Raw genomic sequence first — 12,062 nt, forward strand, 5'->3', positions numbered from 1 at the left:
GGCTCCGGCCGCGCCGGTCGCTCCGATCGCGCGGCCGCACCCGAACCGTGGCCGTCCCGGGCGGCCCGCCCCCGGCGCGACCCCGCGGACTGAACTGCGGCTGCCCCTCGCGCCGCCGCATGTGTCCCGCCGGTCGCCGCACAGGGTGTGGTGGCGCCGCAGCGGGTGTGACGTGTGCGGCGGCGACGGAACCTGTGCGGCACCCGGGCGGGTGCGACGATCGGGGCATGGCCGACGACGTGGTGGTCCCGGAACCGGTGCAGCGCCAGCTGCGGGAGCGTGTCGAGGCGGCGCTGGCGACGCTCCCCCCGGCCGAGCGCCGGGCCGCGTCGGAGGCGGACCGGGCGGGGAAGCGGGCCGCCGCCGTCACCCTGACGCTGCTGCCGGTCCCCGGAGCCACCGGCGACGGCCGTCTCGCCGACGAGGTCGCGTTCGTCCTGACCCGGCGCGCCCGGTCGCTGCGGGCGCACTCCGGCCAGTGGGCCCTTCCGGGCGGACGGCTCGACCCGGGTGAGACCGCCGAGCAGGCGGGGCGCCGCGAGGCGTCCGAGGAGATCGGGCTCGAGCTCGGCCCGGACCGCGTGCTCGGTCTGCTCGACGACTACCCGACCCGTTCCGGCTACGTTATCACCCCGGTCGTGCTGTGGGGCGGCGGCGCGGGCGAGCCGACGCCCAACCCGGACGAGGTCGCCGAGCTGCACCGCCCGCCGCTGGCCGAGATCGACCACGAGCCCCGGTTCCTCACGATCCCCGAGTCCGACGCCCCGGTGATCCAGGTGCCGCTGTTCGACCGCTACGTCCACGCCCCCACCGGGGCGGTGCTCCACCAGTTCCGCGAGGTCGTCCTGCACGGGCGCGCGACCCGGGTCGCGCACCTGGAGCAGCCGGTCTTCGCCTGGCGCTGAGGACTCCCGGAACCGGGGTCTCAGGCGCGGACGGGCCCGCCGAACACGCCCTCCGGGTCGACGCGGCGCTTCAGCGTGGCCGGCCGGCGCCGGGTGTCGTCGTCCCGGTACGGGCACCTGGTGCAGCTGCCGCGGACCCGGCTGCGGACGCGCTCCGCGCACCGGGTGGTGGCGCACGCGTCGCCGCTGGCCGGGCCGGACGGGGCCTCGGGAAAGGTCGTCGTGACGATCGAGGAGGCCCGCCCGCCGGAGATCGTCCCGCTGGCCACCGCGTCCGCAGCAGGCGCGAGCTCACCGCCCGGGTCTACGTCGACCAGTACGCCCCGCGGCTGCAGATCAGGGCGGGGCTCACGCCGTCCGGCTGGCTCGCCGGTACCGCCTGAGGCCTCCTCAGGTGTGCTCCCGCAGGAACGCGATGTCGCGGGCCTGTCCCTCGGCCGGGGTCTCCACCACGACCGGTGCCCCCGCCGCCGCGACGACGGCGGCCAGCTCGTCCGGCGGGATCGTCCCGTCGTCGATGTTGGCGTGCCGGTCGCGGGCGGAGTCGAACGCGTCGCGCGAGTTGTTCAGGTGGATCAGGTCGATCCGCCCGGTGATCCCCCGGACCCGCTCGACGATCCCGGCCAGCTCCTCGCCACCGGCGAAGGCGTGACAGGTGTCCAGGCAGAACCCGACGCCGAACTCGCCCACCGCGTCCCACAGCCGGCCCAGCGCGTCGAACCGGCGGGCCATGGCGTTGTCCCCGCCCGCGGTGTTCTCGATCAGGACGGGCACGTCGAAGCCGTGCTCCCCGGCCTGGCGCTCGACGAACTTGCGCCAGTTGTCGATCCCGGCGGCCGGGTCGTCGTCCTTCGTGACGTGGCCGCCGTGCACGACCAGGCCGAACGCGCCGACCTCGGCCGCCCCGGCCAGGTGCTGCTGCACGATCTTGCGGCTCGGGATGCGGATCCGGTTGTTCGTGGACGCGACGTTCGCGGTGTAAGGCGCGTGCACCACCACCGCGACGTCCGACGCGGCCAGCTCCGCCGCCCGTGGGTGCGGCGGCGGCTTCTTCCAGCCCTGCGGGTCGGACAGGAACAGCTGGATCACCTCGGCGCCGACCTCGGCGGCCGCGGCCAGGGGGTCCTCGGCGTCGCGGACGTGTGCTCCGATCTGCATACGGGCACGGTAGCGAGGACCCCCGACAGCCGTGGGCCGCCGGGCAGGCGTCGGTGATCGAGAATTTCACCGGGCCGCCCTCCACCGAGGTCACGGTCACCCGGGCCGGCAGCTGCTCGCCGCCGACGGTGAGGGTGCAGGTCTGCACGGCGCCGCGCCGCCGACGAGCAGCCCGCCGCCGATGTGTTCCTGAGCCCGGACAGGATCCGGGCGTGGCTGCGGACGTGGGTGGTGCCGGACACGAGCTCTCCCCGTGGTCGTCGGCGCCCGCGGACCGGCACCCGTACGACGACCAGCGTCTCCGCGGGCACGGCCCGAACCCGTCCCGGCGATCCGGGGAGCCGCGTACCCGCAGGTCGGGGCCGGAACGGCCGTTGCTAGCCTGTACCGGCATCCCCACGGCTCCCGCGCATCCGCCGGAAACTGTCGGGGTGCACTGAGAACCTCCTGTCACGGCCGTCCGGGCCGTGACCGTTTCGAGTCCATAGGAGGTGAGTGGTTCTCATGCGTCATTACGAGGTCATGGTCATCCTCGACGGCGGCCTGGACGAGCGCACTGTGCAGCCGTCCCTGGAGCAGTTCCTCACCGTCGTGAAGAACGACGGCGGATCGATCGAGAAGATCGAGGTCTGGGGCAAGCGCCGCCTGGCCTACGAGATCAAGAAGCAGGGCGAGGCCATCTACGCGGTCCTCGACATCACCGCCGAGCCGGCCACCGTCACCGAGCTGGACCGCCAGCTGGGTCTGAACGAGTCCGTGCTGCGCACCAAGGTCCTGCGCAAGGACGTCACCCGCACGCCGGCGCCCGCCGCCGGCTGATTGGAGCCGTCATGGCCGGCGAGACCGTCATCACCGTCGTGGGCAACCTGACGGCGGATCCCGAGCTGCGGTTCACCCCGTCCGGCGCCGCGGTCGCCAACTTCACCGTAGCGTCCACCCCGCGTACCTTCGACCGCCAGTCCGGCGAGTGGAAGGACGGCGAGGCACTCTTCCTGCGCTGCAACATCTGGCGCCAGGCGGCGGAGAACGTCGCCGAGTCCCTGACCCGCGGCGCGCGCGTCGTGGTCCAGGGTCGCCTGCGCCAGCGGTCGTTCGAGACCAAGGAAGGCGAGAAGCGCACCGTCGTGGAGATGGAGGTCGACGAGGTCGGCCCGTCCCTGCGCTACGCGACCGCCAAGGTCAACAAGGTCAGCCGGGGCGGAGGTTCCGGTGGCTTCGGTGGCGGCGGCGGTGGCGGTGGCTACGACGGTGGCGGCGGCGGTGGCGCCCGACAGGGCGGCGGTTCCGGCGGTGGAGGCAACTCCGGCGGCGGCTATGACGACCCCTGGGGTTCGGCCCCGCCCGCGGGCAGTGGCGCCGCGTCCGACGACGAGCCCCCCTTCTGATCCACGTACCTCTCCGCCCGTGACGGGCGGAGGACGATCTCCAGGAGCACCACCATGGCCAAGGCCATCGTGCGCAAGCCGAAGAAGAAGGTCTGCGCTTTCTGCAAGGACAAGGCCCAGCTGATCGACTACAAGGACACCGGTCTGCTGCGGAAGTTCATCTCCGACCGCGGCAAGATCCGTGCCCGTCGGGTCTCCGGCAACTGCCGGCAGCACCAGCGGGACGTCGCCGTCGCGGTGAAGAACTCCCGTGAGGTCGCCCTGCTGCCGTACACCTCGACCGCTCGCTGAGGAAGGGGAGACACATGAAGCTCATCCTCAACGCCGACGTCCCGAACCTGGGTGCCCCGGGTGACATCGTCGAGGTCAAGGACGGCTACGGTCGCAACTACCTGCTGCCGCGCAAGCTCGCGGTCGTCGCCACCCGTGGCGCCGAGAAGCAGGTCGAGCAGATCCGCCGGGCCCAGAAGACCCGCGAGATCCGCGACCTGGGCCACGCCCAGCAGGTCGACTCGCAGCTGCGCAACATCAACGTGACCGTGTCGGCCAAGGCCGGCGACACCGGCCGCTTGTTCGGATCGATCACGCCGGCCCAGGTCGTCGACGCCGTCAAGGCGGCAGGCGGCCCGCTGCTGGACAAGCGCAGCATCGACGTCCCGGGTCACCTCAAGACCCTGGGCAAGCACCAGGTGCAGGTCCGCCTGCACCCGGAGGTCACCACCGAGCTGCCGATCGCGGTCGTCGCGAGCTGAGCGGCCCGGTGGTCGCACGACCACCGACAGTGAACAGGGCGGTGTCCGGAGCCACGTGCTCCGGGCACCGCCCTGTCGTCTGTCCGGGACCGTCCCGAACGGGCGCCGCACACACGGTCCGCAGTCCCGGATGGACGATCGACACCGATCGGACGACCCCGGACGGGATGTCTTGTCACGCAGCCGACACGCCGTCCGGTGACGCTCCACTCGTCGGGCGGGCTTGTGGACGCGCCGGGCGGCGAACGGCCCGCCGGGCGCTCCGACACGCCCGCACGGGGGCGTGCGACGACACGCCAGAGCAAAGTTGTCCACAGCTGTGAACATGCCTGTGACCAGGAAAGACTGCCCGATCCTGTGCGCTGTCCCCAAGTTGTCCCCAGCACGGTCCCGGGACGGGCGGCATCCGTGCACAGTTCATCCCCAGATCGATCACCAGGGCGGTTCGCCAGGCGCCGTCCGGCCGACCTACTGTCGTCGTACCGGGACGCGAGCGCCGTGTCCCGCGGGCCGCGTCCGTCGCGGCCCGTCGGGCACCGGGCCGGCCGGTAGATCACCGACGACGGTCGCGGGTGGGCAGGACGCACCACTCGCGCGTCGAACGTGCGTTCGGTACTGTGTCCACCGGGGGTGACGCTGCGTATGGCTCTGACGGACGATCGTCCCGGCAACAAGCCCCGTGCGGTCCGTGACGGCGAGAAGGCCTCCGGACCGGGCGAGGGTGCGACGTTCGACCGTCAGCCCCCGCAGGACCTCACGGCCGAGCAGTCCGTGCTCGGCGGGATGCTGCTGAGCAAGGACGCGATCGCCGACGTCGTGGAGGTGCTGCAGCCGGAGGACTTCTACCGGCCCGCCCACCAGACCGTCTACGAGACGATCCTGGACCTCTACAGCCGCGGCGAACCCGCCGACGCGGTCACCGTCTCGGCGGAGCTGCAGCGGCGCGGTGAGCTCGTCCGCCTCGGCGGCGCGCCCTACCTGCACACCCTGATCGCGACCGTGCCGACGGCGGCGAACGCGGCGTACTACGCCGAGATCGTGGGCGAGAAGGCGGTCCTGCGACGGCTGGTCGAGGCCGGCACCCGGATCGTGCAGCTGGGCTACCACGGTGCCGACGGCGGCGACGTCGACGACGCGGTGGACCGGGCCCAGGCCGCGGTCTACGAGGTCACCGAGCGCACCACCACCGAGGACTACACGGTGCTGGAGGAGCTCCTCCAGCCCACGATGGACGAGATCGACGCGATCGCCTCCCGGGGCGGCCAGTCCACGGGTGTGCCGACCGGCTTCGCCGACCTCGACCAGGTCACCAACGGTCTGCACCCGGGCCAGATGGTCGTCGTCGCGGCCCGGCCGGGTCTGGGCAAGTCGACCCTGGGGCTGGACTTCGCCCGCTCCTGCTCCATCAAGAACGGCATGACCAGCGCGTTCTTCTCGCTGGAGATGAGCAAGTCCGAGATCGTCATGCGTCTGCTGTCCGCGGAGGCCCGGATCCGGCTGGCCGACATGCGCGCCGGCCGGATGTCGGACGAGGACTGGACGCGGATGGCGCGGCGGATGTCGGAGATCTCCGAGGCGCCCCTCTACATCGACGACTCGCCGAACCTGACGTTGATGGAGATCCGGGCCAAGGCGCGCCGGATGAAGCAGCGCTACGACCTGAAGCTGATCATCCTGGACTACCTGCAGCTGATGACCTCGGGCCGCAAGGTCGAGTCCCGTCAGCAGGAGGTCTCGGAGTTCTCCCGGCAGATCAAGCTGCTGGCCAAGGAGCTCGAGGTCCCGGTGGTGGCGATGAGCCAGCTGAACCGTGGTCCCGAGCAGCGCACCGACAAGCGGCCGATGCTGTCCGACCTGCGTGAGTCCGGCTCGATCGAGCAGGACGCGGACATGGTGGTGCTGCTGCACCGCCCCGACGCGTTCGAGCAGGACGACCCGCGCGCCGGTGAGGCCGACCTGATCCTGGCCAAGCACCGTAACGGCCCGACCACGACGATCACCGTCGCCCACCAGCTGCACTACAGCCGGTTCTCCGACCTCGCCCACGGCTGAGGCCGCCGGTCGCGCGCCACGGCCACGCCGTCCGTCCGGGGCGACACCGGTCGCTGGATGGCCACCGTCCGGGGCGGCACCGCGTGGTGCGGGGTTCCGGGTCAGGCGGTTCCGGGGTGCGCCTGCGGTCCGGTGGTGGCCGCGACGGCCAGGGCGAGGCCGGCCACGAGGATCCCCGCGACGACGACCGGCACGCTCACCAGCACGGCACCGAGCAGCAGCACGACCAGCGCGGTCCCCAGCAGCATCGTCGGGAACGGGCCGGAGCCGTGCACGGTGCGCCGGTCACGGGCGAATCCGGCGAGCAGTCGTCCGCCGTGGCGGGCCGGGGCGCGCAGTGCCGTGTTCAGCGCGGAGAACCGGCGGACCAGTCGCGGGTCGGTCAGTCGCAGCTGCACCTCGATCTCGTGCAGTCGACGGTTCTCGCGCTCGCTCAGCACCTCGGCAACCCCTCGTGTCCACGTCCCGGCGGACACGGTCGTGCCGCCGTCCGGCGCGGGGCGTCGTCGATCCGGCCTGATGACGACGTTACGTGACCGATTCGTGATCTCGCCGACCGGGCCGACCGGCTCACATGCGCCCGTCCTCACACCGGGGACGGCGCCCGGGGTCACCAGAGGGAGACGCGGTCCCGGCGGGGGCCCGCGGGAGCCCCGAGGCGGGCGGTCAGCGCGGCCCAGGAGCGTGCCGTGCCCGGTGTCCGGGCCGGCCGGGGGCGGAGCCAGCGGACCGCCAGGTCCGGGTCGTCCGGGTCGACGTCGAAGCGTTCCCGGCGCGGGAGCCGGGTGGCGCTGCGCAGCTCGACGACGGTCCCGCTCGCGACGGACTGGACGCCGTAGAGGCAGCCCGGCGGGACGAGCAGTCGCTGCGGGCCCTCGAGCAGCGCGACGGCGAGCCGGCCGAAGGTGTCGGCGTCCGGCCGGGCGTCGATGACGACGGCGTAGCCGCTGCCGCGGGGGACGCCGAGCAGCACCGCGTCGCCGGGATGGCCGAACAGGCCGAGCACGGCGTCGCGGGCCGGGCGGCGCCGTCGTCGCACGGTGAAGGCGGTGAGGTCCGGGCCGGATGTGTCGGCGACGGTCGGATCGAGCAGCAGCGCGCCGGGCACCACGGTTCGTACGACGTCCACTCGACCTCCCTCGGGTCCGGTCACCGCGTGCGACGGGAGCGCGGTGGGCTGCGGTTGGGGTACCGGAGACGACAACGAGCGGACCCGGTCCCGGTGACGCTGCGCGAGTCCACGTTGCTCTGATCGGGTTCACAGCGGGCTTTCAGCCCCCGTATCTACTATCGGGCCTAGTACTGATGCGACGAGGGGTGGCGCATGACCGACGACCCGACGCCGGGTACCCGGTGCCGTGCCTGTGGCGGTGCCGCGGGCACGGTCGTGCTCGACCTGGGCGAGCAGCCGCCGTGGGACCGCATGCCCGCGCGGGACGCCCCGCTGCCCGACCCGGCGGCCCCGCTGCGCATGTGGCTGTGCGCCGGCTGCGGTCTCGCCCAGCTGCAGACCGATGCCGCGGTCGCCGAGGAGCTGCACGGCGTCGAACCGCGGGCGATGACCGAACAGAGCGACCGCTCGGTCGGCCGGCTCGCCCGCGCCGGGCTGGTCCGCCCGGGCGGCCGGGTCGCGGAGTTCGGCAGCCCGCACGGCGGCTCGTGGCTCCCGCGGCTGACCGGGCGCGGCATGGTCGCGCTCGACGCGGACGCGGTGTCCGCGGCCGGGCGGGCCGACCTCGTCGTCGACTTCTACGGGCTGCTGCACGAGCCCGACCAGGCCGATGCGCTCGCCCGGCGGGTCGCGCTGCTCGCCCCCGGCGGCACGCTCGCGCTCCAGCTGCTGTCGCTGGGCACCGTGCTGCGTGACGACCAGTGGTTCGACCTGCGCCACGGCCACTACGGCTACTGGTCGCTGCCCGCCCTGGACGCCGCACTGCGCCGGCACGGCCTGGGCGTGCATCGGGCGTGGTGGTACCCGCTGTCCGGTGGGACCGTGCTGGTCACCGCCCGGGCCGGCGCCGAGCCCGACGCCGGGACCCGCCGCCTCGTCGACGAGGAACGCGCCCTCGCCGTCACCGAGCCGTCCGGGTTCGCCCGGCTGCAGGCGGCCGCCGACGACACCCACCTGCTGCTCGACTGGCTGGTCGCCGAGCGGGCGGCCGGACGCACCGTCGCCGCCTACGGCGCGGCGTCCCGCGCGGTGCCGCTGGTGTGCCGCGCCAGGCTGGACGCGTCGCTGCTGGCCGCCGTCGGGGACGCCTCGCCGGCCAAGCAGGGCCACCGCATGCCGGGCAGCGACGTGCCCGTCGTGTCCCCCGACGAGCTCGCCGGCCTGCACCCGGACCGTGTCCTGCTGTTCCTGCCCGAACTCCTCGACGAGGTCCGCGCCGCGCTGCCCCAGGTGGAGGCCTCGGGTGGTCGCTGGGTGGTGCTCGGCCCGGGACCGCGTGCGGTGGAGCCCGTGTCCGCACTGTCCGGCTGCTGATCCGACGGCCCACCGACCGGGGGAGCATGGGGGGTTGCGGTTACCCTCGGATCCGGGAGGCAACATGCGTGGTCGACTCGGCGAGCTCGAGGCCGCCGTGATGGACGTGCTGTGGGGCGACGCGGGACCGTGCCGGGTGCGCGACGTCCGCGCCCGCCTGGCCCCGGCCCGTCCGCTGGCGTACACGACCGTCATGACGGTGCTCGACAATCTGCACCGCAAGGGCTGGGTGCAGCGGGAGCTGGACGGTCGCGCCTACCTCTACACGCCGGCCGCGAGCCGCGAGGAGGAGACCGCGCGCGCCCTGCGCGACCTGCTCGACGGCCCCGGCGACACCGAGGCCGTGCTCCTGCACTTCGCGCGCTCGGTGTCCGAGCGCGAGTCCGCCGTGCTGCTCGCCGCCCTCTCGGGCCCCGATCGCGGCTGACGCCGCCGCGCGGGCCACCGTGGTCCGGGGGAGCGCCGACCCGGAGGCGGTCAGGCCGCCCGGTCGCGGTGCGACCGGGACCGCAGCCATGCCGGACGGCGGCTCGCCGGGGCGGGGACGTCGCCGTCGCGCTCGGCGGTGCGGGTGATGTTGCGGACCATCCCGCCGAAGACGATCCCGTGGAACGGCGCGACCGACCACCAGTACAGGTAGCCGGGGAGGCCGTGCGGGATGAACACCGCCCGCTGGTGGTAGGTCGACCCGCCCGGACGCGGGCGCACCGACATCTCCAGCCAGGCCCGGCCGGGCACCTTCATCTCCGCGCGCAGCCGCAGCAGCCCCTCCTCGGGGTCGCGGTCGCTGCCGGCCGGGCGGGCCCCGCCGGGCTCGACCATCCGCTCCACCCGCCACCAGTCCAGCGCGTCGCCGGTGCGCAGGTCGTGCGGGTCGCGACGGCCGCGGGAGAGCCCGACGCCGCCGACCGCGCGGTCCATCCAGCCGCGCACCGACCAGGCCAGCGGGAACGAGTACCAGCCGCGCTCCCCGCCGATGCCCTCGACGACCGTCCACAGCCGTTCCGGGGTGGCGGCGCAGGCCTGCTCGCGCTCGTCGAGGTAGACGTCGCCACCGGCCCACTCCGGGTCGCTGGGCAGCGGGTCGGACGGCACGTTCGCCACCGTCGCGCCCGACCAGCGGGTCTCGACCTCGCCGTCGGTGATGCGGGACAGGGCCAGCTCGACGGCGCGGTCGTAGCCGATCAGCCCGCCCGGCGGGTCGGGGATGCGGGCCTTGATGTCGTCCTCGGAGCAGACGACCTCGTGGACCAGGGACTCGATCAGCGGCTTCGCGATCGACTTCGGGACGGGCGTGACGACGTTGATCCAGTGCGCGGACAACGACGGCGACAGCACCGGCACCGGCAGCACCCGGCGCCGGGACAGGCCGGCGACGCGGGCGTAGCGCTGCATCATCTCGTAGTAGGTGAGGACCTCGGGGCCGCCGATGTCGAAGGTCCGGTTCAGCTCGGCGGCCGGCGCGTCGATCTCCGCGACCCGGATCAGGTAGCGCAGCACGTCGCGCACCGCGATCGGCTGGATCCGGTTGTGCACCCAGCGCGGGGTGACCATCAGCGGGAGCCGCTGGGTCAGGTAGCGCAGCATCTCGAAGCTGGCCGAGCCGGAGCCGAGGATCACCGCGGCCTGCAGCACGACCGTCGGTACCCCGGAGCGCAGCAGGGTCTCCCCCACCTCCACCCGCGACGCCAGGTGGGCCGAGAGCTTCCCGGCCCCGGTGTCCGGGTGCAGACCACCCAGGTAGACGATCCGCTTCACGCCGGCCGCGCGCGCCGCCTCCCCGAGGATCAGCGCGGCCCGCCGGTCGGTGGCGGCGAAGTCGGAGTCCGACAGCGAGTGCACGAGGAAGTAGACGACGTCGACGTCCTCGCAGGCCGCGCGGACGCTGTCCGGGTCCAGCAGGTCGCCCTGCACGATCTCGGCGTCGGCGGCCCACGGCACGTCGGCGAGCTTGTCCGGGTTGCGGACCAGGCAGCGCACGTGGACCGGGCCCGTGGACGGGTCCGGGACGAGGTCGGGCTCCGGACCGTGGCCCAGCAGCCGGGGCGCGAGCCGCCCACCGATGTAGCCGGTCGCACCCGTCACGAGATAACGCACGGCGCGATCGTCCCACCGCAGGCACTGCGCGGCAGGGCGTGCGCTCAGCCCGGCAGGGCGGGCGGCGGGTTCGCCTCGCGCGGGCGCAGCGGGTCCACCGCCCGCGGCGCGACCTCGCGCGACGCGACCAGGGACCGCACCGCGGCGGTCAGTACGGCCAGCAGCGGGACGGCGAGCAGCGCGCCGGCGATCCCGGCGACGACCACCCCGACCGCGACGCCGAGCGCGACCGCCAGCGGGTGCAGCCGGACGGCCCGGCCCATCAGCACCGGCTGGAGCACGTGGCTCTCCAGCTGCTGCACCGCCAGCACGACACCGAGCACGATCAGCGCGGTCACCGGTCCCTCGGTGGCCAGCGCGACCAGCACCGCGACGGCGCCGGTCAGCACCGCCCCGATGATCGGCACGAACGCACCGAGGAACACCAGCGCGGCCAGCGGCAGCACGAACGGCACACCCGTCGCCCACAGGCCCAGGCCGATCCCGATGGCGTCGACGATCGCGACCAGCACCGTCGCCCGTACGTAGCCGACGAGCGAGGCGAACGCCCGGCGGGCGGCGACGTCGACCCGCGAGCGCCGGGCCCGCGGGGCGAGCAGCCGGACGAACCCCCAGATGCGGCGGCCGTCGTGGAGCATGAAGATCAACGCGAAGAGGCAGAGCGCGAACCCGGCGAGGATCTCCCCGACGGTCGCGGCGGTCGTCACCGCGCCGGAGGTCAGCGTCTGCTGGTTGTCGCGCACCGCCTGCAGCACCTGGTCGCCGAGCACGCCGACGTCGATCCGGAACGGCGTCGCGTCGGCGAGCCCCTGCAGCGAGCCGACGTTGTCGGTGACCTCCGCCACCACCTGGGACGTGCCGTCGACCAGGGTGCTGACGACGGCGGTCAGCAGCCCCCCGAGCGCGGCCAGACCGCCGACCATCACCAGCGCCGTCGCGATGCCGCGGGGCACCCGCCGCTCGTGCAGCCACCGGACCAGCGGGGCGAGCAGTGCGGACAGCAGTACCGCGATCGCCACCGGGACGACCACGACCCGCAGCTCGATCACGAGGAAGACGAGCAGCGCGAACCCGGCGGCGATGACGAGCATCCGGGCACAGGCCTCGGAGGCGATCCGCAGCGGGCGCGGGATCTCCGCCCGCGGCGACGGGCGGGGGCGCGCCCCGGCGGCCCGCGCCGCGGTCGGCTCCCCGGTGAGCAGCCGCGCCTCCCGCGCGTTGGTGCTCA

The 12,062-nt window shown here is 73.9% G+C and carries 14 protein-coding genes; 8 read left to right on the forward strand and 6 right to left on the reverse strand.

Annotation, left to right across the window (positions count from 1 at the left end):
* The first annotated feature begins 227 nt into the window (after positions 1 to 227).
* The gene (locus NH602_RS20975) at positions 228 to 905 is read left to right on the forward strand and encodes a CoA pyrophosphatase (RefSeq protein ID WP_253068701.1); all 678 of its coding nucleotides are present in this window, start codon (positions 228 to 230) and stop codon (positions 903 to 905) included.
* A 20-nt stretch (positions 906 to 925) separates the two neighbouring features.
* Here NH602_RS20975 and NH602_RS20980 read toward each other — a convergent pair whose 3' ends face one another.
* Positions 926 to 1,174, reverse strand: a complete 249-nt coding sequence (locus tag NH602_RS20980) for a hypothetical protein (protein ID WP_253068702.1) — start codon at positions 1,172 to 1,174, stop codon at positions 926 to 928.
* A gap of 121 nt (positions 1,175 to 1,295) precedes the next feature.
* Complete coding sequence (locus NH602_RS20985) at positions 1,296 to 2,063, reverse strand: deoxyribonuclease IV (RefSeq protein WP_179761498.1); 768 nt, start codon at positions 2,061 to 2,063, stop codon at positions 1,296 to 1,298.
* Positions 2,064 to 2,567: 504 nt separating this feature from the next.
* Here NH602_RS20985 and rpsF point away from each other — a divergent pair.
* The 5 genes from rpsF (at position 2,568) to dnaB (ending at position 6,252) form a co-directional block, all read left to right on the forward strand.
* Positions 2,568 to 2,882 carry a 30S ribosomal protein S6 gene (gene rpsF / locus NH602_RS20990; RefSeq protein ID WP_073576120.1) on the forward strand — a complete coding sequence of 105 codons (315 nt, stop codon included), beginning with the start codon at positions 2,568 to 2,570 and terminating at the stop codon, positions 2,880 to 2,882.
* Positions 2,883 to 2,893: 11 nt separating this feature from the next.
* Positions 2,894 to 3,448, forward strand: a complete 555-nt coding sequence (locus tag NH602_RS20995) for a single-stranded DNA-binding protein (RefSeq protein WP_253068703.1) — start codon at positions 2,894 to 2,896, stop codon at positions 3,446 to 3,448.
* Between the two features lie 54 nt (positions 3,449 to 3,502).
* Entirely contained in the window at positions 3,503 to 3,739 is a 237-nt protein-coding gene (gene rpsR, locus NH602_RS21000) for a 30S ribosomal protein S18 (RefSeq protein ID WP_020623471.1), read from the forward strand.
* Positions 3,740 to 3,753: 14 nt separating this feature from the next.
* The gene (rplI, locus tag NH602_RS21005; RefSeq protein WP_073576118.1) at positions 3,754 to 4,200 is read left to right on the forward strand and encodes a 50S ribosomal protein L9; all 447 of its coding nucleotides are present in this window, start codon (positions 3,754 to 3,756) and stop codon (positions 4,198 to 4,200) included.
* Positions 4,201 to 4,842: 642 nt separating this feature from the next.
* Positions 4,843 to 6,252 carry a replicative DNA helicase gene (gene dnaB / locus NH602_RS21010; protein WP_062403954.1) on the forward strand — a complete coding sequence of 470 codons (1,410 nt, stop codon included), beginning with the start codon at positions 4,843 to 4,845 and terminating at the stop codon, positions 6,250 to 6,252.
* Between the two features lie 101 nt (positions 6,253 to 6,353).
* Here the strand turns inward: dnaB and NH602_RS21015 are convergent, their stop codons facing one another.
* Both NH602_RS21015 and NH602_RS21020 read right to left on the reverse strand, forming a co-directional pair.
* Entirely contained in the window at positions 6,354 to 6,692 is a 339-nt protein-coding gene (locus tag NH602_RS21015) for a DUF3040 domain-containing protein (RefSeq protein WP_073576117.1), read from the reverse strand.
* A gap of 170 nt (positions 6,693 to 6,862) precedes the next feature.
* Positions 6,863 to 7,381 (reverse strand): dTDP-4-dehydrorhamnose 3,5-epimerase family protein, encoded by a 519-nt coding sequence (locus NH602_RS21020; protein WP_073576116.1) that lies wholly within the window; start codon positions 7,379 to 7,381, stop codon positions 6,863 to 6,865.
* A gap of 195 nt (positions 7,382 to 7,576) precedes the next feature.
* On the opposite strand from NH602_RS21020, the gene NH602_RS21025 reads away from it, so the two are divergent.
* A complete protein-coding gene (locus NH602_RS21025; RefSeq protein ID WP_253068704.1) occupies positions 7,577 to 8,737 on the forward strand; it encodes a class I SAM-dependent methyltransferase in 1,161 nt (386 codons plus the stop codon).
* A 64-nt stretch (positions 8,738 to 8,801) separates the two neighbouring features.
* Entirely contained in the window at positions 8,802 to 9,164 is a 363-nt protein-coding gene (locus NH602_RS21030; RefSeq protein ID WP_062398947.1) for a BlaI/MecI/CopY family transcriptional regulator, read from the forward strand.
* Between the two features lie 50 nt (positions 9,165 to 9,214).
* Here NH602_RS21030 and NH602_RS21035 read toward each other — a convergent pair whose 3' ends face one another.
* Both NH602_RS21035 and NH602_RS21040 read right to left on the reverse strand, forming a co-directional pair.
* On the reverse strand, positions 9,215 to 10,834 hold the full coding sequence (locus NH602_RS21035) for an SDR family oxidoreductase (RefSeq protein WP_179761501.1): 1,620 nt from the start codon (positions 10,832 to 10,834) through the stop codon (positions 9,215 to 9,217).
* A 44-nt stretch (positions 10,835 to 10,878) separates the two neighbouring features.
* Positions 10,879 to 12,036: an AI-2E family transporter gene (locus NH602_RS21040; protein WP_253068705.1), complete on the reverse strand. Its 1,158-nt coding sequence runs from the start codon at positions 12,034 to 12,036 to the stop codon at positions 10,879 to 10,881.
* Positions 12,037 to 12,062 lie beyond the last annotated feature (26 nt).

This window comes from Pseudonocardia sp. McavD-2-B, from assembly GCF_024124365.1.
In the GTDB taxonomy this organism is placed as follows: Bacteria; Actinomycetota; Actinomycetes; order Mycobacteriales; family Pseudonocardiaceae; genus Pseudonocardia; species Pseudonocardia alni.